Source organism: Thermochromatium tepidum ATCC 43061, from assembly GCF_009664085.1.
Lineage (GTDB): Bacteria > Pseudomonadota > Gammaproteobacteria > Chromatiales > Chromatiaceae > Thermochromatium > Thermochromatium tepidum.
In genome coordinates this window covers 2,885,445-2,907,415 of the sequence record NZ_CP039268.1, presented here as the reverse complement: position 1 = coordinate 2,907,415, position 21,971 = coordinate 2,885,445, and the positions used below count along the sequence as shown (strand labels likewise).

Below are 21,971 nucleotides of genomic sequence, written 5' to 3'. Positions count from 1 at the left end.
CTTTGGCCGACATCACCATCAGCGACGAGGACTTCCTGAAGTTCCGGGAGTTTTTCTACCGCAAGACCGGCATCCTGTTCGAGGATTCCAAGCGGTACTTCGTGGACAAGCGCCTCGTCGAGCGCATCCAGGCCACCGGCCACAATAACTTTCGCAGCTACTTCACCTTCATGCGCTTTCAGGCGAGCGGCGAGGAACTGCAAGCCCTGACCAATGCGATGACGGTCAATGAGACCTACTTCTTTCGCGAGGAATACCAGTTCAAATGCCTGGTCGACTCGATGCTGCCGGAGATCATCAAGACCAAGCGGCCGGGGTCGACCATTCGCATCTGGTCGATCCCTTCCTCCTCCGGTGAAGAACCGTATTCCATCGCGCTGTATCTCACCGAATACTGGCCGGACATCGCACACTGGGATGTGGAGCTGATTTCCTCCGACATCGATACCAACATTCTCAAGAAAGCGCGCGAGGGCCGCTACTCGGCGCGCTCGGTGCAACACCTGCCGGCCAAGCTGCTGCAAAAGCATTTCCGACGCCTGCCCGATGGCGACTACCAGATTTCGGACGACTTCCGCCAGGCGGTGGAATTCACCCGCGTCAACCTGAATGAGCCGGCCGACACCCGGCCCTATCGCGGCTTCGACGTGATCTTCTGCCGCAACCTGTTGATCTATTTCGACGACCTGTCGCGCCGCCAGGCGGCCGAAGTCTTTTTCGACGCCCTGAATCCCGGCGGCTTCATCTGTCTTGGCCATTCCGAATCGATGAGCCGCATCAGCTCGGTGTTCAAGGTGCGCAAGTTCCCTGATGCCATCGTCTATCAGAAACCGGAGGCACGATGAGCCCCAAACGCATCCTCGTCGTCGATGACGCCGCCACCGTGCGCATGTACCACCGTTCGATCCTCACCGATGCCGGTTACGAGGTGGTCGAGGCCATCAACGGCATCGAGGCGCTGGAAAAGGTGCTTGCCGCCCCCGCCCCCTTCGATCTTTATCTCGTCGATATCAACATGCCCAAGCAGGACGGCTATGGCTTCCTGCGCGAGCTGCGCAGCCAGGACATGCCGCAGGCGCCGGCGGTGATGATCTCCACCGAGGCGCAGCCACAGGACAAACGCCGCGCCTGGGAAGCCGGGGCGAATTTTTATCTCATCAAACCGATCAAGCCGGATGTGCTGCTCGCCTATGTCCGGCTGCTCTTGGGACAAGGAGGCGCGGCATGAATCCGCTGCTCGAACAGTTCATCCAGGAAGCGCGCGACTTTTTGCAAACCATCGGCGAAAAGCTGATTCAGCTTGAGGACGCGCCCGACAGCGTCGAGCTGGTGACGGAGCTCTTCCGCGCCGTGCATACGCTCAAAGGCAACAGTGGGCTGTTCGAGTTCCCGGAGATGACCCGCGTGCTGCACGCCGGCGAAGACCTGATGGATGCGGTGCGCGACGGGCGCGTCGCCTATTCGCAGGAGCTCGCTGATCGGCTCCTCGAAGCGATGGATTTCGTTTCCCTGTTGCTCGATGAAATCGAGGCAGGGGGACAGACCGACCCGGCGCATGCCGCCGAAGCAGAAACTCTGGCGCGTTCGTTGCGCGAACTGGTGCCCGCCGTGGCCGAAGATGGCGAGGTGGCGGAGGAGGAAGATGCGCCCGTGTGCGATCCGGCCGCCATTCCTTTGCCGGCGCTCGCAGAGATTCCCGAAGCGGCGCGTATGTCTGCTTTCCGCGCCGCCAGCGGCGAGGCCACGCCATTTTTGATCGCCTATCGCCCCGAAGAGGAATGCTTCTTCAAGGGCGAAGACCCGCTCTTCCAGGCGCGCAACCTGCCGGGGCTGGTTTGGGGACGCCCGCAGGCCAACGCCCCCTGGCCGCCTCTTGCGGAAATGGATTGCTACCGCTCCGTGCTCGACTACCATCTGCTCGCGGTCGCACCCAGGGCGGAGATCGACGAATACTTCCGCTATACGCCCGATCAGGTGCACATCGCGCCGCTGCCGCCCTTTGCGCTCGTCATCCCGCAGGGGCATCCCAATGGCGGGCCGGTGTATGGCGATTTCGTCGCGGAAGCGATCGATCTCATCGACAAAAACGATCTGGCGGGGCTGGAAGCTGCGGCGAGCACCCTGCTGGAGCTTTCCTCGCCTGAACTGTGGCTTTCCTCCGCGTTGCGTTGGCTGCTGGCGCTGATCGAAACTTGCCCACAGGAACGCGAAGTGCTGCGGCGGCTCGTTCGCTCGCTCGAAACCCTGACGCCACCGGAGCTGGCGGACGTTGCCGCCGAAGGGGCGACCGCAGGAGCGGCTTTAGCCGCGATGGGGGCGGCGGAATCGGCAGCGAACGCCGTCATCGCGCCTGAAGGCGCTCCTACGACGGGGCCGGGGTATCCCGTAGGAGCGGCTTCAGCCGCGATGGGGGCGATCGAACCGGCAACAGGCGTTGTTATCGCGCCTGAAGGCGCTCCTAAGAAAGCTACACCGCTGACCGACGACGAGCGCGCCCGTGTGATGGAGATTCTCGCCGTGCAGGCCGAGATTTTGGCGCTGCCCGATGGCGTCAAATGGCTGCCGGGGCGTCTCAAGGCCTGCGCCGCGACCCTCTCGGCTTGTCTGGCGAACCTGGGCGAATCGGGCGAGGAAGTCGAGGAGCGGCTTGCCGAAGCGCTCGCCGCCGACACTTCGCGCCCGCTCGCCGAGTGGCTGGCGGCCTTCCTCGACGGTTTTGCCGATACGGCGCCGACTGAAGAGATGTCGGCGCCGCAAGCTGCCGTGCAAGAGGCCGCAAAACCCGCCGTCCCGCCAGCGCCGACTTTTGAGACGAAGGCCGCACCCCCCGGACCTTCCGCTACCGCGCCGGCCCCAGCGGAGGATCGTCGCGCTCCGCGCGCCGAGCCCGCCGAGGGCGAGGCGAAATTCGGCCGCCGCGCCGAGGACGCCCAGGCCGGCAAGATTCTCAAGGTGGACCAGGCCAAGGTGGACCGGCTGATGAACCTGATCGGCGAAATGGTGGTGGCCAAGAACGGCCTGCCCTATCTCGCCAACCGCGCCGAGAACCAGTACGGCGTGCGCGAGCTTTCCCGCGAGATCAAGTCACACTACGCGGTGATCAACCGCATCGCCGAGGAGATGCAGGATGCCATCATGCAGGTGCGCATGATGCCGCTCTCCTTCGTGTTCCAGCGCTTTCCGCGCCTGGTGCGCGACATTTCCAGGAAGCTCGGCAAGGAAGTCGAACTGGTGCTTGAAGGCGAGGACACCGAGGCCGACAAGAACATCGTCGAGGCGCTGGCCGATCCGCTCATCCATATCGTCAGGAACAGCCTCGATCACGGCATCGAGCTGCCGGAGGTGCGCCGCGCCGCCGGCAAGCCCGCCGCCGGGCGTCTGCTGATCCGCGCCACCCAGGAATCCGACCGCGCCGTGATCGAGATCAGCGACGACGGCAAGGGTATCGACCCGGCGGTGATCAAACGCAAGGCGTACGAGAAGGGCCTCATCGATGAAGCGCGGCTCGAGCGTATCACCGACCAGGAAGCGATCAATCTCGTTTTCGCGCCCGGATTTTCGACGGCCGAGACCGTCTCCGACCTCTCCGGTCGCGGCGTCGGCATGGACGTGGTCAGAAGCGCGATCGACAAAGTGGGCGGCACGGTGGAGCTCAAAAGCATCGTTGGCCGTGGCACGACGGTGAAACTCTCCCTGCCGCTATCGATGGCGGTGACCAATGTCATGATCATCGAATCCGACCGTCAGGTGTTCGGTGTGCCGATGGATCAAGTCGTCGAGACCGTGCGCGTGCCACATTCAGCGGTGCGCACCGTCAAGCAGCAAAAGACCACGGTGCTGCGCGAGCGCATCGTTCCCCTGGTGGCCTTGAACGACCTACTCGCCATCCCCGCCGCGCCGCGCCTCAATACCGAGGACGAGCTGGCCGTGCTGGTCGTCAAGGTCGGCAGCGAGCAGGTGGGCCTCTTGGTGGACGAGTTCCGCGAGGTGGTGGATGTCATCCTGAAACCCCTGCCCGGCGAACTCGCCAAGCTCGCCCAGTATGCCGGCACGGCGCTTCTGGGCGACGGCACGGTGCTCATGGTCCTGAACCCCAAGGAGTTGTTCTGATGCCCATCGAATACAGCAAGAACACCGCGCGCTTCACCGACATCGTCAGCGTCGAGGAGGCCGAAGGCCTGCTCGAATGGCTGCAGGGGCAAAAGAAGCCGCAGGTCGACTTTTCGGCCTGCACGCACCTGCATGCCGCCAACCTGCAAGTGTTGATGGCCGCCCGGCCCGCCATTGCCGCGTGGCCGCAAGACGAAGCTTTCGCGCACTGGCTGCGCAACGCATTGACCCAAGGAGAATGACATGCCCAAGACGATCTTCGTCATCGACGATTCGGCGGTGATGACCGCCAGCGTCAAGCAAACGCTGGAAATGGCGGGCTACAAGGTGGAAACCGCCAAGGACGGCCTGGAAGCCTTCAACCGCGTGAAAAGCGGCTTCAAGCCGGATCTGATCATCACCGACATCAACATGCCGAACATGAACGGGCTGGAGTTCATCAAGAACGCCCGCACCATCCTGCGTTTCACGCCCATCCTGGCGCTCACTACTGAGAGCCAGGCCGCCAAGCGCGACGAGGCGAAAAAGCTCGGCGCCACCGGCTGGCTGGTGAAACCCGTCGCCGGGCCGGAACTGATCAAGGTCGTCAAACAGGTCTTGCCGGGGGCATGAAATGACATCCGGGTTCCGCCTACCCCCCCGGCAATATCCATGCCACGGAGGAGCATGCGATGAACGGGAGACCAAGCATGGGGCTCTTTGACAAGCCGTGGCTGGCGTTCGCCATATCGCTCGCGGTAGCGCTCATCGCCGGGGCGGCGACCTGGGCATTGAATCCCTGGTTCATCGAAGTCACCCAGCCAGAAAACCGGCTGGCCACGGCGATCGGGATGGGCCTGGGCGCGCTCTTCGTCCTGGCGGCGTATTACTACCTGCTGCGCTTCGCAGTGCGGCGGATGTTCCGGCACGAGGTGGCCGTGGCTTATTCCTGGGCCGCAGCGCGCGACAGTACCCTGGCCATCCTCGACAAAATCGGCGCCGACCAGCGCGCCCTGCCGCGCTTTGCCGAACTGATGAACGGCCACCTCGATGCCGCCAACCAGGCCAACGAAGCCGGCGTGTTGCAGATTCTCGACGCCTTGCAGCAGGTGCGCGGGCAAAGCGAGTCCCTGCTCGACACCCTGCGCCAGCAGGAGGCCAGGACAGGCCAGGTCGCCGAGGAACAGGCCCGGCGCCTCGAACACAATGCCTTTACCTTGAAAGAGCTCGCCGACTACCAGGCCAGGCGCACGGCGCAGATCGCCGAGGACGGGCAGCGCATCGCCGAGGTGCTCGGCCAGGTCAAGCAGCTCGGGGGACTCACCCGCATCATCCGCGAGATCGCCAAGCAGACCAACCTGCTGGCGCTCAATGCCGCCATCGAGGCGGCGCGCGCCGGCGAGGCGGGGCGGGGCTTTGCCGTTGTCGCCGATGAAGTGCGCAAGCTATCGCAGCAGACCGAAAGCGCTACCCAGGAGATCGACCATGCGATCGCCGCGATGACCGAGCACGTCGAACAAAACCTCTCGATCATCGTCTCGTCCGCGCGCTCGGACGAGGAGACCCGCCAGGTGCAGGCGATCGCCGACGATCTTGGAGGGATGAACAGCGCCTTCGAGGAGGTGGGGAATTATCTCGCCCGGGTCGTGCAGGAATCCCATGGCGCGATGCATGCGATCCACGAGAACATCTTGAATGCCCTGGGCCAGATGCAGTTCCAGGACGTCTCGCGCCAGCAGATCGAGCAGGTGCGTTTCGCCCTCGACCAGCTGGCCGAGCACGCCCGGCAGGTGAGCAGCGCGCTCGAGGCCCACAACGCCGACTGGCCGGCGCTGGAGGACAAGATCGAGGGACTGAAGGCCGGCTATGTGATGCACACCCAGCACGTCACCCACGGCCAGGTAACCGGCCAGGCGGTGCAGCAGGACAGCCGGCCGGCCATCGAGTTGTTCTGACGTCGACGATGCACAGCGAGTGCGATGTCATGGTAGGCTAGACCACCCAAAGCGCTGAGATGGCGCTTGCACCGCAAAGGAACAGCGATGATCGACGAGACCCTGAAAAAGCAGATTCTCGCAGAACTGCCGCAATGGATCGAGGAAGACCCGGCCTTTCGTGTGATGCTCGCCAGGCTTTTGCGCGGCGAGTTCGCCGACCGCGCTCAGACCGAATCGCGTTTCGACCGCGTGCTCGATGAGCTGCGCCGCGACCGCGAGGCGCAGACGCGCAAGTGGGAAGAACAAAACCGCAAATGGGAAGAACAGACCCGCCAATGGCGGGAAGCCAAGGAAGAGTCCGACCGCAGGTGGGAGGAGCAAAACCGCAAGTGGGAAGAACAGACGCGCCAATGGCGGGAGGCCAAGGAAGAATCCGACCGCAAATGGGAAGAGGAAAAGCGCAGGTGGGAGGAGCTGAGCAAAGAGCGCAAGCAGGCGTGGGAAGAACAAAACCGCAAGTGGCGGGAAGCCAAGGAAGAGTCCGACCGCAAATGGGAAGAGGAAAAGCGCAGGTGGGAGGAGCTGAGCAAAGAGCGCAAGCAGGCGTGGGAAGAACAAAACCGCAAGTGGCGGGAAGCCAAGGAAGAGTCCGACCGCAAATGGGAAGAGGAAAAGCGCAGGTGGGAGGAGCTGAGCAAAGAGCGCAAGCGGGCCTGGGAGAAGTTCAACCGCAGCATCGGCGCCCTGGGCGCGCGCTGGGGGATCCGCTCGGAACGTGCATTTCGCGATGCGCTGGCGGGCATCCTTGAAGAGAACTTCGGCGTCGAGGTACTCAACATCAACGAGTTCGACGACGAGGGCGAGGTATTCGGTTACCCCGAGCAGGTCGAGCTCGACATCGTCATCAAAAACGGCACGCTCATCATTTGCGAGCTCAAATCCTCGATCGACAAGGCGGGGATGTACGCCTTCCACCGCAAGGCACGCTTTTACGAGAAACGGCACAATCGCAAGGCCGACAAGCTGATCGCGATCTCGCCGATGATCGATGCGCGTGCGCTTGCTGTGGCGCAGAGGCTGGGGATCCAGACCTTCGGCGACTCTTCTGAAGTCGAAGCCTTGTAACGCATACGGTCTTGAGAAAAAAGGCGCGGGCCGCACGCGCCTGCGCGCCTCGCGCAGCGAAATGTCCTGTTTGGAAGATGATGCATAGCCTTGTTGTCAGCAACCGCAAGGGCGGCACCGGCAAGACCACGGTGGCGGTGAATGTCGCCGCCGAACTCGCCGCACGTGGGCGGCGCGTGCTGCTCATCGACCTCGATTCGCAGGGCCATTGCGCGGTGGGGTTGGGCGTGAAAGTCGGCGCAGGCACGATGGTAGTGCACCGGCTGTTCACCGACTCGGCGGCGCGCCTGTCCGATGCGATTGGCGAGACGGCGTATCCGAACCTCTGGCTCGCCCCGGCCGACCCGCGCTTCGACCACAGCACGGTCAGCCGCAACGACCAACGTCTGCGCGAGGCCATCGCCGTTGAGGGCCTGGTCGAACGCTTCGATTGCCTTATCATCGACACGCCGCCCTCACTCGATGTGCTGTTGATGAATGCGCTTCTGGCCGCCACGCGCGTCTTGGTGCCCTATGTGCCGCATCAACTCTCCTTCGAGGGCACGCGACAACTCATCCGCGTGCTGTATCCGATCATGACGCGCCACAACCGGGCGCTCAAGATCCTCGGCTTCGTGCCGATGATGGCCGCCGAACATGTGCGCCAGCACCGCGCGGTGACCGGCAATGTTTCGCACGAATTCGGCGCAACGAAACTCTTGCCCGCCATCCGCAGCGACATTCGGCTGGCCGAAGCCATGGCCGCAGGCAAACCGATCCGCACCTATGCCCCGAAAAGCCGCGGGGCAGAGGATTTTGCGGCGCTGGCAGAGGAAATCGTCGCCCGGCTGACATAGCGAGAAGTTTCGGGCGGGCACAAAAAAGCCCGAAATAGATCGGGCTTTTTGGATTGGTGGAGGCGGCGGGAATCGAACCCGCGTCCGCAAGCCCTCTGCCCTTGGTCCTACATGCTTAGCCCGCTTTATTGTGTTTAGCCTCCCGCCGCCCAAGGGGCAGGGCGATCGGTCGGCGAGTCCGTTCGGTTTTAGCGGATCAGGTCCGGACGCCCGTCACCGCGATCCTATGTGTTTTTACCCCAGAACTCCGCCGTCCATAGGCAGGCGGCGGTCTGAGGCCCGCTGGGATTAAGCAGCGAGAGCGTAGTTGTCGTCGTTGGCAACTATTGGTTTGCGGATGGTTTTACGAGGTCTCCCGCACCTCGGCATGCACCTCAGGTTTTGCGACCCACGTCGAAGCCATGTCGCCCCCAAGCAAAATCGTTTGACTATGGTAAATGGGCTTTGGTTCCAGGACAATCTGAAGAATCAGCCGGTCTTAAGGAGGCGCTCTTTCTCGCGCCGCCAGTCGCGATCGCGCTCGGTGGCGCGCTTGTCGTGTTGCTTCTTGCCCTTGGCCAGACCGATCTCAAGCTTGGCGCGTCCGCGCTTCCAATACATCGCGGTCGGGACCAGGGTGTAGCCGGCACGCTCGGTCAGTCCGATCAGCCTGTTGATCTCCGAGCGCTTGAGCAACAGCTTGCGGCTACGGGTCGGATCCGGATGGACATGGGTCGAGGCGGTCGCCAAGGCCGAGATGTGCGCGCCGATCAGGAATGCCTCGGCGTGAAGGATCTTGACATAGCTCTCTTTGAGCTGGACGCGCCCGGCGCGCAGGCTCTTGACCTCCCAACCCTCAAGCACAAGCCCACACTCGTGACGCTGCTCAATGAAATAGTCGTGACCGGCCTTTTTGTTGACGGCGATGGTTGAGCCGCCGTCGGATGTTTTCTTGCTACTCTTTGCCATGAGTGCGAGTGTAGCCGAAAACGAACCTTGAGATTAAGTCTCTCGATTTCGTGCTCTTCACTGCTTTAAGACTCAAATCTGAGGCGCTCACTCGGTCCACAATGCCGCACAGAGTCCCCTTGCCGTTCCAATCTTAAGCAACGGGGCTTCCCAATCGCCCGCATAACCCTGATCATTGCTCCATGGACGTATTTCCACTCCCCCTTGCCCGGATCGGGATCATTGGCGGTGGCCAACTTGGCCGTATGCTGGCCAAGGCTGCCAAGCGGCTCGGGTGCACCTGCGTGGTGCTTGATCCGACGCCCAGTTCACCGGCCGGTCAGGTCGCCGGTCATCAGATCGTCGGCCATTTTCATGATGCCGCCAAGCTGCGCGAACTGGCTGCATCCTGCGATGTCATCACCTTCGACATCGAGGACATCGACACCGACACACTCATCCAGCTCGAATGCGAGGGACACCGCATCCATCCCTCGCCCCGGGTGCTGGCGCTGATCCAAGACAAGCTGACCCAAAAGCAGGCGCTCGCCGCTGATGGTATCCCCACGGCCGAGTTCGTCCCCCTGTCCGAGCCGACGCCCGAATCATTCGACGCCTTCGGCTATCCGCTGGTGCAGAAGGCGCGACGCGGCGGCTACGACGGACGTGGTGTTTGCATCCTCAAGTCGCACGAAGACTACCCGCGCCATCTGCCCGTGCCCTCGCTGCTCGAACGCTTCGTGCCGGCCGCCAAGGAGCTGGCCGTGGTGGTCGCGCGCGGACACGACGGCGACTGCCGCTGCTATCCGGTGGTCGAGATGGTCTTTCGCCCAGGCGAGAACGTGCTCGATCTACTGCTGGCGCCAGCGCGCATCGCCCGCGAGACCGCCGAGGCCGCCGTCACCCTGGCCGTGCGCACCGTCGAGACCCTGGGCGGCGTGGGCATCTTCGGTGTCGAGATGTTCCTGACGGCCTCGGGTGAGCTCCTGGTCAACGAGGTTGCGCCCCGCACCCATAATTCAGGACACCACACCATCGAGGCCAATGTCACCGATCAGTTCGAGCAGCATCTGCGCGCCGTGGTCGGGTTGCCGCTCGGGTCGACCGATCAGCTCTCGCCGGCGGCCATGATCAACCTGCTCGGCGCCCCTGAGCATCATGGCCGTCCGGTCATCAAGGGCATGGCTGAGGCACTGGCCATCCCGGGGGTCTGTCTACACCTCTACGGCAAGGCGACGACCGCGCCCTATCGTAAGATGGGCCATGTCACAGTGCTCGATCCGGACATCGCTATGGCCGAGTACAAGGCGCTTCAGGTGCGCGCACTCATTGAGATCTCGGGAGAGGATCATCCATGAACGGATCCAGCTCGACCACCCAACCGCGGGTCGGCATCATCATGGGCAGCGACTCGGACCTTCCGGTCATGCGCGAGACCGCCAGCATCCTCGACGAATTGGGCGTAGCCTATGAGATGACCATCGTCTCGGCCCATCGCACGCCGCGGCGCCTCTACGACTATGCTCAAACGGCCGTCGAGCGCGGTCTGCGGGTCATCGTCGCCGGAGCCGGAGGCGCGGCACACCTGCCTGGCATGGTGGCAGCCATCACGCCGCTGCCGGTCATCGGCGTGCCGATCAAGACCTCGGCGCTCGCGGGCCAGGATTCGTTGCTGTCGATCGTTCAGATGCCGTCCGGCGTGCCCGTGGCTACGGTCGCCATCAATGGCGCCAAGAACGCCGGCATCCTGGCCGCGCAGATCCTGGGCAGCGCCGATGCCGCCTTGCTGGAACGGATCGTCCGCTACAAGCGCGATCTGGAGTCGATGGTGATGGACAAGGCCTTGCTCCTAGAAGGGGCGCGTCCTGCAGCGAATTCGTAACAGCGTCTGAAGCCGCGTCCGCGTCGCGAGCGCGGTCTGTCCAAGATGGCGTAACAGAGGAGGATTCATGGACATCGCCGAACTGCTCGCCTTTAGCGTCAAGAACAACGCCTCGGACCTGCATCTGTCGGCGGGGCTCCCGCCCATGATCCGGGTTGACGGCGACATGCGCCGCATCAATGTCCCGCCCTTGGAACATCGCGCGGTCCATTCGCTTGTCTACGACATCATGAACGACAAACAGCGCAAGGACTACGAGGAGTTCCTAGAGACCGACTTCTCGTTTGAGATCCCGGGTGTGGCCCGTTTCCGCGTCAACGCCTTCAACCAGAAGCGCGGTGCGGCGGCGGTCTTCCGCACCATCCCCTCCAAGGTGCTGACGCTCGAGGAACTCAAGGCACCCAAGATCTTCAAGGAGATCATCGATGTCCCGCGCGGCCTGATCCTGGTCACGGGCCCAACCGGCTCCGGCAAGTCGACCACGCTCGCGGCCATGATCGACTATCTCAACGACAACAAGTACGAACACATCCTCACCATCGAGGATCCGATCGAATTCGTGCACATCAGTAAGAAATGTCTGATCAACCAGCGCGAGGTGCACAAGGACACGCTCGGGTTCAGCGAGGCACTGCGCTCGGCACTGCGCGAGGATCCGGATATCATCCTCGTGGGCGAGATGCGTGACCTAGAGACCATCCGGCTGGCGCTGACCGCCGCCGAGACCGGACACCTGGTATTTGGCACCCTGCACACCACCTCAGCGGCCAAGACCGTCGTCCGCATCATCGACGTCTTTCCAGCGGCCGAGAAGGACATGGTGCGCGCCATGCTGTCGGAGTCCCTACGTGCGGTCATCTCGCAAACGCTGTTGAAGAGGACCGGCGGCGGACGCATCGCCGCGCACGAGATCATGATCGGCACCCCTGCCATCCGCAACCTCATCCGCGAGGCCAAGGTTGCCCAGATGTATTCGGCGATCCAGACCGGTCAGGCCCACGGGATGCAGACCCTGGATCAGAATCTCAAGGAGCTCCTGCTCAAGGGACTGATCACTCGTGCAGACGCCCGCGCCAAGGCGCAGAACAAGGAGGACTTCATCTGAGAGCGCCAGCGTCCCCGACCATGGATCGTCCCCCATCAAAAAATCGAGCGAGGCTGACTTATGGATCTGAAGCGTGCACTAGAACAACTGTTGCAGGCCATGGTCGAGAAGAAGGGCTCGGACCTCTTCATCACCGCCGGCTGGCCACCGAGCATCAAGATCGACGGCACACTCTATCCCGCCACCAAGCAGCCGCTCACGGCCGAGCAATCCCGGGCCATGGTCTATGAGCTCATGAACGAGCGCCAGCGCGCCGAGTTTGAGGACACCAAGGAGTGTCAGTTTGCGATCAGTCGTCCTTCGCTTGGGCGCTTCCGCGTGAGCGCCTTCGTCCAACGCGATTCGCCCGGCATGGTGCTGCGACGCATCGAGACCCGCATCCCCACCCTCGAGGAGCTTAAACTCCCCTCGATCCTGCGCGACCTGGCGATGATCAAGCGCGGTTTGGTGATCTTCGTCGGCGCCACAGGTACAGGTAAGTCGACCTCGCTCGCCGCCCTGATCAGCTATCGCAACCATCACAGCTCGGGCCACATCATCACGGTCGAGGACCCGATCGAGTATCTCCATGAGCACGACGGCTGCATCATCACCCAGCGCGAGGTCGGGGTCGATACCGAGTCCTTCGAGGTGGCGCTGCGCAATACCCTAAGACAGGCCCCGGACGTCATCCTGATCGGCGAGATCCGCACCCGCCAGACCATGGAATATGCCATCACCTTTGCCGAGACCGGACATCTTGTGCTCGCCACCCTGCACGCCAACAACGCCAACCAGGCGATGGACCGCATCATCAACTTCTTCCCCGAGGAATCGCGCGCGCAGATGCTGCTGGATCTCTCGCTCAACCTCAAGGGCATCATCGCCCAGCAGCTGGTGCCGCGCAAAAACGGTCAGGGTCGACGCGCGGTGGTCGAGATCCTGCTCAATACCCCGCTGGCCGCCGACCTCATCCGCGCCGGCGAGGTCCACAAACTCAAGGATCTGATGAAGCGTTCAGGTGAGCAGGGGATGATCACCTTCGATCAGGCGCTGTTCAATCTCTATCAGGAAGGCGAGATCAGTTACGAGGATGCCCTGAAGTATGCCGATTCGGCCAACGAGGTCCGACTGATGATCAAGCTCCAGGGCGGGCTGGGGGCGGGCGGCGAGGTGGACGAGGCCATCGAGGGCATGCAGCTGGTTCGGGACGAAGACCCCAGAAGCAAACGCTGAGCACGCCGTTTTAGATCGAAGGATCGGCGAAGCGCTCGCGGATCTCCAGGATCTGGGGGACGAGGCTGAGAAAGATCTCCATGAGACGCGGATCGAAATGCCGCCCCGCTTGTCCGCGCATCCACTCCAGGGCCGCCCCCACCTCCCAGGCCGGTTTGTAGGGGCGCACCGAGGTCAGGGCATCGAAGACGTCAGCGAGGGCCACGATGCGTCCAGACTCGGGGATGTCTTCGCCCGCAAGCCCGAGCGGATAGCCGCTGCCGTCCCATTTCTCGTGATGCGTCAGGGCGATCTCGCGCGCCATCCGCAGTAGATCAGAGTCATCGCCGCTCAGGATGTCCCCGCCGATGGTGGTGTGGGTCTGCATGATCCGCCATTCCTCGGGCGTGAGCACACCAGGTTTGAGCAGGATGCTGTCGGGGATGCCGATCTTGCCCACGTCGTGCATGGGACTGGCGTGCAGCATGATTTCACAGCGCCCCTCATCCCAGCCCAGGTGCCGGGCGAGCAGGGTTGAGATGTGACTCATGCGCAGGATGTGCTGGCCAGTCTCGTTGTCGCGATACTCGGCGGCCCGCCCCAGACGGTGCACGACTTGCAGCTGCGTCTCGCGGATCTGGCGGGTGCGCTCGTAGACGATGCGCTCCAGGATGTCCTTTTGATCATGCGCCATGCGATGCGCGAGCTGCACGTCGAGCATATTGCGCACCCGGGCGGCGACCTCGGCCTGATCGAAGGGCTTGGCGATGAAGTCACTGGCCCCGGCCTCGAGTGCACGTAACCGGTAGTCGCGCGTGCGCTGCGAGGTGAGTACCAGGATCGGCGGCGTGAGCGGATCCCCGCGCGCCGCCAGCTGTTCGATGAGATCGAACCCGTTTAAGCCCGGCATCTCGATATCGAGCAAGATGAGGTCGGTCGGCGCCTGATCATAGATCTCCATGAAATCGTAGGGATTCTGGATCAGGACGATGTTCGTATAGCCAGACACCTGAAGCAGGCGCTCCATCAGCACCAGACTGACGCGCTCATCGTCGACGACCAGGATCCTGGCCGTCTTACGGCACAGTGTATCGACTCTTGCCATAGGCTTTTTAGTCCCGCTGATGGAGGTCAGGATCATTGACATGACCCAGAGGCTCAGGTTCCTGACTGGCGATGCAGGAGGCCGATATTAAGTGGAATCTCGACCACGGCTACGTCGTCGGTTTGAGCGGTCCCGGCGCAATGGGCATCGAAACGGCGCATCAGCTCCGGGAGGATCGGTGTTCCAGGCGGCCATCTCTGCAACAGGTCGTGCAGACCCGCCTCGCCGAACATCCGACCCTGCCGATCGAGCGCCTCGAGCAAGCCGTCGCTCATGAGCAGCAGACGATCATCTGCCGAGATACCCATGCACTGCATGACTGGATCCTGTAGCTTTGGCAGGATACCAAGCGGCAGTTGGTGCGAGTGCAGTTCGATCAGATCCGTGGCGGTTCGCAACTGGGCCGCCGGCATGCCGCTGTTCCACCAGCACAGGGTGTCGCCGCGTCCGGAGATCGAGACCAGATAGGCCGCCATGAAGCGCTCCGTGGGTAGAAGATGGTAGAGCTTGTGATTGATCTCAGTGAGCAAGGCCAAATCGTCAAAGCCCTTCGCCGTCATGGCATGAAAGGCATCCGCCACCGGCAGGGCGCAGACGGTCGCCGCCAGCCCATGACCGGTGAAGTCGCCGAATAAGACCCTCAACCCCCTGTCCGGAAGCCACCCCATCAAGATCAGATCGCCATTGAAGAGGGCGGCTGGGCGCTCGACCAGGGCGATGGCGGGGATGTGCGGATTGTACCGCTTGATCGCCTGACCCCAAATGCGCTCGGCCAGTCGTTTCTCTTCTTGGTCGTGGTCGAAGAATGTTTCGAGCAGACGCTGCTTGGCGGCGAGCGCGCGTTGAAGATCGCGCACCCGCTCCATGGCCAGGACCCGCGCCTTGAGCCGCGTGAGGCTGAAGGGCTTGGCGAGAAAGTCGTCGCCTCCGGCCTCGATGCAACGCAACAGACACTGCTCGTCCGTCAGCGCGGTAATGAAGATCACCGGGACGAAGTCTTCCCCGGCGCGCTGCTTAATCTGGCGCGTGGCCTCCAGACCATCCATCTCCGGCATCAGCAGATCCATGAAGATGATATCGGGGCGCTCACGCTCGAAGCGCTCCACGGCCTCACGCCCATTGCAGGCCTCAATGGTGCGGAATCCCTCCTTGGCGAGCATCGCGCCGAGCAGACGGCGATTGGACGCCTCGTCGTCGACGATCAGCGCAAGACCACGCCCGGCCATCGGGGCGATCGGATCGCACGACACCGGGGCAATCATCGATGCCGGAGGCGCCAGATTCATACCGAACCCACCTGGATCCATGACACCTGAGACTCAGAATTCCGCCCATTCTTCGCCGTCATCGGGCGGCGATGGCGGACGCGCGCGACTGACCCTGGACACCGCCTTGCCGGGCTTGACCACGGCGGTCGCCCGGCTGGACGCAGACGGACGGCTGGGCGTCCGCCTCTGGCCCTCGGTTCCGAGCCTGAACACCGCGACCACCTCGGCCAGGGTGCGGGCCTGGTCCTCCAGCGACTCGGCAGCGGCGGCGGCCTCCTCGACCAGTGCAGCGTTCTGCTGGGTGACCTCGTCCATCTGGGTGATGGCCTGATTGACCTGCTCGATGCCGCTGGACTGCTCATCCGAGGCGGCCGAGATCTCGGCGATGAGGCGGGCGACACGGTTGATCGACGCGACGATCTCGGTCATGCGTCTCCCGGCCTCGTTGACCTGCTCGGTCCCCGACTCGACCCTGGAGACGCTGTCGGTGATGAGCGCCTTGATCTCCTTGGCGGCACTGGCCGAGCGCTGGGCGAGATTGCGCACTTCGCCGGCCACCACGGCGAAACCGCGCCCCTGTTCACCCGCACGCGCTGCTTCCACGGCCGCGTTGAGCGCCAGGATGTTGGTCTGGAAGGCGATGCCGTCGATGACGCCGATGATGTCGGCGATCTTCTTGCTCGACTCGGAGATGGCGGCCATGGTCTGGACCGAAGACTCGACTGCAGCCCCACCCTTGACTGCGACCTCGGATGCCGCGATGGCGAGCTGATTGGCCTGACGGGCGTTGTCGGCGTTCTGCTTGACGGTGCTGGTCAGCTCCTCCATGGAACTCGCCGTCTCCTCCAAGGAGCTCGCCTGCTCCTCGGTGCGCCGGCTCAGATCCTGGTTGCCGGTGGCGATCTCGCTGGCGGCGGTATTGATGGTGTCGACCGCCTCACGGATTCGGAACACCAGATCCCTGAGGTTGGCGACCGTGGTGTTGACGCCGGCCTTGGTCTCACCGAAGAGTCCCGGATAGTCGCGGGTGATGGTCTGGGAGAGATCGCCCTCGGAGAGCGCTTGAGCCACGCGCATGATGTCTTTGAGGCCCACCTCGATGGTGTCGGCGAGCTGATTGAGCAGGTGCGCGATGTCGCGCGCGAAGCCCTGCTTGCCAGCCAGATCCAACCTGCTGCTGAAGTCGCCCCGGTTGGCGGCCTCGACGATGTGGCGGATCTCCTCGACCATGGCAGTCAGGGCCTTCACGGTACCGTTGACGCCGTCCTTGGTCTCGCCGAAGAGTCCCGGATAGTCGCGGGTGATGGTCTGGGAGAGATCGCCTGCGCCCAGGGCCTGGGCTACGCGGGTGACGTCCTTGAGTCCAACCTCGGTGGTCTCGACCAATCGATTGACCCCTGCGCCGATCTCCCGGCCGAACCCCTGTTTGCTGGACAGATCCAGACGGCGGCTGAAATCACCCCGGGCCGCGGCCTGGACGATAGCGTTGATCTCACCGACCAGCTGCTTGAGGCCCTCCTGCATCACCTTGAACGAGGCGAGCAGACTGGTGGTATCGCCGTCCCGGGTCCGGATGCTGTGCGAGAGATCGCCGTTGGCCACGGCAAGTGCCATGGCCGCGGCATAGTCGGGTTCACCGCCGAGCTGCTTCATAAGCGCGCGGGTGATCCAGAGCGCGATCCCAATCCCCACCACGAGCGCCACGGCCGAGATCAGGAGGATCGCAATCGCCGCGACCTCAACGCGCGCATTGGCCGCTTGACCGGTCTCGGCCATGAGCGCCGTCTGGTATTCGATGAGCGTGGTGATGGCCTCGAGGTAGTTTTTCCCGGCGGTTCGAAAATCTCCTCGCAGCAGCACTCGGGCCTCCACATCGCGCCCCGCGCGGATGAGCGCCTCTAGCTGACGCGCCTGCTCGACATAGGCCGCGCGCGTCGCCTTCACCGCCTCGAGCCGTTTGAGTCCCTCGGCGGAATGGATGGTCGCCGTCAGCCGATCGAGATGGGCGGTGATGGCCTGACTGAGCGCGGGGAGCCGGTCGAGCTCCTGGGCGAGCTGCGCGGGATCGTCCAGCAGCAGGGCGTCGCGAAACACGCGCGCGACGGTATTGACCTTATCGATGATGCCATTGGCCTCGACGGTCTTGGGAAAGAGGTCGTCGACGATCAGGATCGATATCCTGATTGAGCCGGTACATATTGAACCAGCCGATGAGGGCGACCAAGGCCAACAACAACAAGACCGCCCCGAACCCTAACCCCAAGCGGGTCGATACCTTTAGATTGCCCATATCGCCAATTCCTAAGAATGTATGTGGATTCGACCGTGGATCAGGATGAACGGTGACATCAGGAGACCTGCATCCAGTCGAGCAAAAGGACACGCAAACTGCTGAATTCATGCTCCATGAGCGCTGTTAGACGCTCGACCTCGACCTGGATGTCGTCGCGATCATCGAGATCCTCCAGTCGAGCCGCCAACCCGCGCAGACGCAAGGCCGAGACATTGGCGGCCAGACCCACCAGGCTATGGGCCTTGCGCCGCACCCCAGACCAATCGCCCGACTCCAGACAGGCGCGCAGCTCCTGGAGCCGAGCCGGGGCGTCGAGCAGGAACTGCTCGATGACCTCAGAGGCGATGGCGCGATCCCCCAGCACGCGCCCAAGCATGTCGTCGGCGTCGAATGAGGGCACCGTGTCGGTCTCGGAATCCAGTCCAGGATCGGACGCCTCAACCGGCGGCGGTTCGACACGCGCCTCACTGCGCGCCAGATGTTTGGCGATGACCCGGCCCAATTCCTCCGGTTGTACCGGCTTCGAGATATAGGCGTTCATCCCGGCATCGAGGCAGCGTCTCACATCACCCGGCATGACCAGCGCCGTCATGGCCACGATTGGGACGTTGGGATCGAGCACTCCGGATTCGCCCTTGCGAATGAGCCGCGCGGTCTCGAAACCGTCGAGTTCCGGCATCTGGCCGTCCATGAGCACCAGGTCGTAGCGGGTGCGGGCCAAGGCCTCCAGGGCCTCCCGACCATTGCTTGCGATGTCCAGCGTAGGATAACCGAGCTTCTCCAAGATGCCACGCGCGACGATCTGGTTGGTCGGGTTGTCCTCGACGAGCAGGATGCGCGCTTCTGGGTTGGCCGGTTGACCGATTCCCGACCAGCCACTCGGCTCGACAGGCCCCGACGCCATCCTCTCGCGCCCCATGACGCGCAGCAGACACTCGCGCACCAGATGGCGGCGCAAGGGCTTGGTGAGATAGCCGGCGAAATCACCCGAATCGAGGCACAGGCCGTCATCGCGCCTGGCCAGCGCGGTCAGCAGCACGAGCCGGGTGTCGCGGATCTCGGGTTCCTGCTTGATCAGCCGCGCCAGTTGCAGACCATCGGGGTCTGGCATACGTCGATCGATCAGGACCACGTCGAAGGGCATGCCAGCCTGCCTGGACTGACGCAAGGCGTGCAGCGCCTCCTCGGCGCCTCTCGCCAGCGCGACCTGACAGCCCCAGGCGTGCAGGAAGGTCGCGGCCTGGTTCCGGTTGTCCAGGTGGTCGTCCACCACCAGCACCCGGACCCCCTCGAGTCCCTCCGCCCGTCCCTGAGGTTCGGTCGCGGTCTCTGGCGAACACTCGAGCTCGGCGGTAAACCAAAAGCGCGACCCCTGGCCGGGCTGACTCTCCAGCCCGATGTCGCCGTGCATCAAGTGCGCGAGTTGCTTGGCGATGACCAGCCCCAGCCCGGTGCCACCGAAACGGCGTGTCGTCGAGCTATCGACCTGACTGAAGGCGGTAAACAGCTTGCCGATCTGGTCTGCGGGGATACCGATGCCGCTGTCGTGAACCTCGAACCGGATCAAGACCCGCCCGGCCTCGGTGCGTACTGGCGCGAGTTGGAGCCCGACCTCGCCGCGCTCCGTGAACTTGATCGCGTTGCTCATGAGGTTGACGATGATCTGACGCAGATAGCGCGGGTCGCCGCGCACCGCGGTCGGCGTCTCTGGGGCGATGCAATAGGTCAACTCCAGACCCTTGGTCTGGGCATTGAAGGCCATCATCTCCAGGGTCTCTTCGATCAAGAGGCGGAGGTCGAACGCCAGGTGTTCGAGCTCTAGCTTGCCGGCCTCGATCTTGGATAGGTCCAGGATATCGTTGATGAGCGCCAGGAGGTTCTCGCCGCTGGTGCGCAGGATCTCGACCAGGCGACGTTGTTCGGGATCCAGGTCGGTGTCGAGCAGCAGGCGGGTGATGCCGATGACACCATTCATCGGGGTGCGGATCTCGTGGCTCATGTTGGCCAGGAACCGACTCTTGGCCTGGGTCGAGGCCTCGGCCTGGGCCAGCGCCCGGTCGAGCTCCTGATTCTGGAGCTCCATGCGGCGGGCGTATTCCTGGAGCTGGTGTTCGGCACGCTTGCGCTCGCCGATGTCCTTGATGCCGCCATAGAGCCGGCGCGCCCCGCATTCGTCGATCAGGCACTGATTGATGATCTCGACCCAGGCCGAACTGCCGTCGCGCCGGCGCAGACGCAGCTGACAACTCGAGATCGATTCCTCCTTCAGACCGGACTGGTGGCGGTCGAACAGCGGACGATCCTCCAGCACCACCAGCCGACGCCAGGTGCCCATGGCGAGGATCGCCTCGCGCGTATAACCGGTGATGGCCTCGACGGCCCCATTGAGCCAGTCGAGTTTGTAGCGACCCGGCCCGACCTCGATGCAGGAATAGACGATGTCTGACATCAGCATCGACAGCCGCCGGAAGCGCGCCTCGTTCAGGCGCAGCGCCTGCTCGGCGCGACGCTGGTGCACCGTGCGCCAGATGGCGTTGGCGAGGAGCTGGACGCTCTCGACATCGAGTTCGCTGTAATCGCGGGCCTTGTTGCCCACGCCGGCCAGCATGCGCACCAGACCGCCCTCGATCACCGGGACGACCAAGAAGCGCTGGAGCGGGGCGTGGCCCGGCGGCAGACCGGACTTATCGGCAAGGGCCGGATAGTCGTTGCAGACGATGGGGCAACGCCGGCGCAGGGCATCGGCCCAGATCCCGGCCCGGCTGACCGAGTAATGGAGCACGTTCGCGGGCAGGACGCAACCGCCATCCTCGAGGATAGAGCGCGACCAGGCGACCAGTTCGATCGTCTCCTGATCGGGGTTGACCAGATGGATGAAGCCCATGCGGCTTGCGGTGAGCCCTTCGGCCAGCGCCAGACCCTGCTGCATGAAACCGATCTCGTCGAGGTCGTCGGCGATCTGGGGCAGCTCCAGCAGGGCCTCGGCGCGACGCTTCTGCAGATCCATGAGCAGCTCACCCTGCTTGCGCGCGGTGATGTCGCGATTGACCCCCCGTCGCCCTTGGTAAGACCCATCGAGGTCGTGCACCGGACGACAGAGGTGTTCGATCCAGCGGTAGCTGCCATCGGGTCGGCAGATCCGAAACTGGAGGCGCTGTTCCTCGAGATTCCCGAGATCCTTGGCGATCTCGGCCTTGTGTCTCAGCCACAGCAGGCGGTCTTCAGGGTGGATCAGGCGATCCATGAGCCCGGGATCGGCCATGAAGGACTCGGCGGGGTGGCCGCAGATGGCCTCGCACACCGGCGAGACATAGAGATAGCGCCGATCCGGCCCGAGCCAGTAGTCCCAGTCGGACGAATACTGGGCCAGCATCCGATACTGCAGCTCGCTCTCATACAGCCGTACATAAGCGGCCTGGAGCTCGGACTCGTGACGCAGACGCTCGGTGAGATCGACGATGGAACAGATCAGCTGGTACTGCCCACCCCCCTCCTCGTCTGGTATCCGCACCACATGGAGCTCGCCGCTGAACTGTCCGGCCTCTGTGGTGAGAAACCGAACCTCGCTACAGTGCGCCTCACCGGTATCCCAGGCGCGTTGCAGGGTGTCGTCCAGACCCGCCTCAGACTCGCGCGCGACCAGGCGCGGCAGATAGTGCTGGCGCTTGTGCTTCTCGCGCAGCACAAACAGTCGGTCGGCGGCATGGTTGGCCATGAGGATCAGGCCATGGCGATCGACCACCAGGATGGGCAGGGGGACGCCGTAGAAGAGCGCGGTATAGCGGTTGGCGATGTGCTCGACCGCGGCCTGGGCCTCGCGCAGTTCGACGTTTTGGAGCTCGAGCTCGGCCTGATAGATGAGCAGGTTCTCGGTGAGCTCGGGGAGATCGAGCTCACCGCGCGCCAGTCGCTGCTCGGCCCACTCGAGTTCACCGCGATCGAGGGCCTGGCGCGCGCGCTCGCGGATCCTCGACCAATCGGAGAGTATCGGCGGCTTGGAGGAAGAAGTCATGGCGAGCCCCTATCGATTGTGTCTGTCACCGGCATCGAACCGCATCTAGAACGGCAACGCCCCTGAGCGCAATAAGGCGCCGAGATAGTCTACCGCACACTGATGTCCAGCCTCAGGCTCGAGTCGAGATAACCGGCAAATTACGATGCCCGCCGCAGCGCCCTGGATCGGCACGGATATGACGGGACTGTGTCACGT

18 protein-coding genes and 1 other RNA gene are annotated in these 21,971 nt (G+C 63.4%); 12 read left to right on the top strand and 7 right to left on the bottom strand.

All coding sequences use genetic code 11. The annotated features are described in order from the left end of the window. Nucleotides 1-2: 2 nt before the first annotated feature. The 8 genes from E6P07_RS13325 (at nt 3) to E6P07_RS13290 (ending at nt 7,987) form a co-directional block, all read left to right on the top strand. Entirely contained in the window at nt 3-845 is an 843-nt protein-coding gene (locus E6P07_RS13325; protein ID WP_153976053.1) for a CheR family methyltransferase, read from the top strand. Then, nucleotides 842-1,228, top strand: a complete 387-nt coding sequence (locus tag E6P07_RS13320; protein ID WP_153976052.1) for a response regulator — start codon at nt 842-844, stop codon at nt 1,226-1,228. Before E6P07_RS13325 ends, E6P07_RS13320 begins: the two co-directional genes overlap by 4 nt. Next, a complete protein-coding gene (locus E6P07_RS13315; protein ID WP_153976051.1) occupies nt 1,225-4,110 on the top strand; it encodes a chemotaxis protein CheA in 2,886 nt (961 codons plus the stop codon). The genes E6P07_RS13320 and E6P07_RS13315 overlap by 4 nt, the downstream gene beginning before the upstream one ends. Continuing rightward, nucleotides 4,110-4,352, top strand: coding sequence for a hypothetical protein (locus E6P07_RS13310; RefSeq protein WP_153976050.1), 243 nt, complete (start codon nt 4,110-4,112; stop codon nt 4,350-4,352). The genes E6P07_RS13315 and E6P07_RS13310 overlap by 1 nt, the downstream gene beginning before the upstream one ends. 1 nt (nt 4,353) lies before the next feature. Further along, nucleotides 4,354-4,722: a response regulator gene (locus tag E6P07_RS13305; protein ID WP_153976049.1), complete on the top strand. Its 369-nt coding sequence runs from the start codon at nt 4,354-4,356 to the stop codon at nt 4,720-4,722. 77 nt (nt 4,723-4,799) lie between these two features. Beyond that, complete coding sequence (locus E6P07_RS14045; RefSeq protein ID WP_281346819.1) at nt 4,800-6,044, top strand: methyl-accepting chemotaxis protein; 1,245 nt, start codon at nt 4,800-4,802, stop codon at nt 6,042-6,044. A gap of 87 nt (nt 6,045-6,131) precedes the next feature. Beyond that, the gene (locus E6P07_RS13295; protein WP_246172868.1) at nt 6,132-7,151 is read left to right on the top strand and encodes a PD-(D/E)XK nuclease family protein; all 1,020 of its coding nucleotides are present in this window, start codon (nt 6,132-6,134) and stop codon (nt 7,149-7,151) included. A 77-nt stretch (nt 7,152-7,228) separates the two neighbouring features. Then, nucleotides 7,229-7,987, top strand: coding sequence for a ParA family protein (locus E6P07_RS13290; RefSeq protein WP_153976047.1), 759 nt, complete (start codon nt 7,229-7,231; stop codon nt 7,985-7,987). A gap of 54 nt (nt 7,988-8,041) precedes the next feature. Here E6P07_RS13290 and ssrA read toward each other — a convergent pair. Both ssrA and smpB read right to left on the bottom strand, forming a co-directional pair. Further along, nucleotides 8,042-8,399: a transfer-messenger RNA gene (gene ssrA / locus E6P07_RS13285) on the bottom strand. A gap of 56 nt (nt 8,400-8,455) precedes the next feature. Further along, nucleotides 8,456-8,935: an SsrA-binding protein SmpB gene (gene smpB, locus E6P07_RS13280; RefSeq protein WP_153976046.1), complete on the bottom strand. Its 480-nt coding sequence runs from the start codon at nt 8,933-8,935 to the stop codon at nt 8,456-8,458. Nucleotides 8,936-9,117: 182 nt separating this feature from the next. Between smpB and purK the strand changes: the two genes are divergently transcribed. The 4 genes from purK (at nt 9,118) to E6P07_RS13260 (ending at nt 13,116) form a co-directional block, all read left to right on the top strand. Further along, nucleotides 9,118-10,272: a 5-(carboxyamino)imidazole ribonucleotide synthase gene (gene purK, locus E6P07_RS13275; protein ID WP_153976045.1), complete on the top strand. Its 1,155-nt coding sequence runs from the start codon at nt 9,118-9,120 to the stop codon at nt 10,270-10,272. Beyond that, the gene (purE, locus tag E6P07_RS13270; protein WP_153976044.1) at nt 10,269-10,796 is read left to right on the top strand and encodes a 5-(carboxyamino)imidazole ribonucleotide mutase; all 528 of its coding nucleotides are present in this window, start codon (nt 10,269-10,271) and stop codon (nt 10,794-10,796) included. Before purK ends, purE begins: the two co-directional genes overlap by 4 nt. Nucleotides 10,797-10,863: 67 nt before the next feature. Further along, a complete protein-coding gene (locus E6P07_RS13265) occupies nt 10,864-11,901 on the top strand; it encodes a type IV pilus twitching motility protein PilT (RefSeq protein WP_153976043.1) in 1,038 nt (345 codons plus the stop codon). A 60-nt stretch (nt 11,902-11,961) separates the two neighbouring features. Beyond that, nucleotides 11,962-13,116 (top strand): PilT/PilU family type 4a pilus ATPase, encoded by a 1,155-nt coding sequence (locus tag E6P07_RS13260; protein ID WP_153976042.1) that lies wholly within the window; start codon nt 11,962-11,964, stop codon nt 13,114-13,116. Nucleotides 13,117-13,126: 10 nt separating this feature from the next. Here E6P07_RS13260 and E6P07_RS13255 read toward each other — a convergent pair whose 3' ends face one another. From E6P07_RS13255 to E6P07_RS13240, 5 genes are read right to left on the bottom strand one after another with little or no spacing between them, the layout of a single operon-like run. After that, entirely contained in the window at nt 13,127-14,200 is a 1,074-nt protein-coding gene (locus tag E6P07_RS13255) for an HD domain-containing phosphohydrolase (protein WP_153976041.1), read from the bottom strand. Between the two features lie 53 nt (nt 14,201-14,253). Further along, on the bottom strand, nt 14,254-15,486 hold the full coding sequence (locus tag E6P07_RS13250; protein WP_153976040.1) for a fused response regulator/phosphatase: 1,233 nt from the start codon (nt 15,484-15,486) through the stop codon (nt 14,254-14,256). A 33-nt stretch (nt 15,487-15,519) separates the two neighbouring features. Beyond that, nucleotides 15,520-17,562, bottom strand: a complete 2,043-nt coding sequence (locus E6P07_RS13245) for a methyl-accepting chemotaxis protein (protein WP_246172867.1) — start codon at nt 17,560-17,562, stop codon at nt 15,520-15,522. Nucleotides 17,563-17,581: 19 nt separating this feature from the next. Continuing rightward, on the bottom strand, nt 17,582-17,758 hold the full coding sequence (locus E6P07_RS14100) for an MCP four helix bundle domain-containing protein (protein WP_343031236.1): 177 nt from the start codon (nt 17,756-17,758) through the stop codon (nt 17,582-17,584). A 58-nt stretch (nt 17,759-17,816) separates the two neighbouring features. Continuing rightward, the gene (locus tag E6P07_RS13240) at nt 17,817-21,773 is read right to left on the bottom strand and encodes a response regulator (protein ID WP_153976039.1); all 3,957 of its coding nucleotides are present in this window, start codon (nt 21,771-21,773) and stop codon (nt 17,817-17,819) included. Nucleotides 21,774-21,971: the final 198 nt, after the last annotated feature.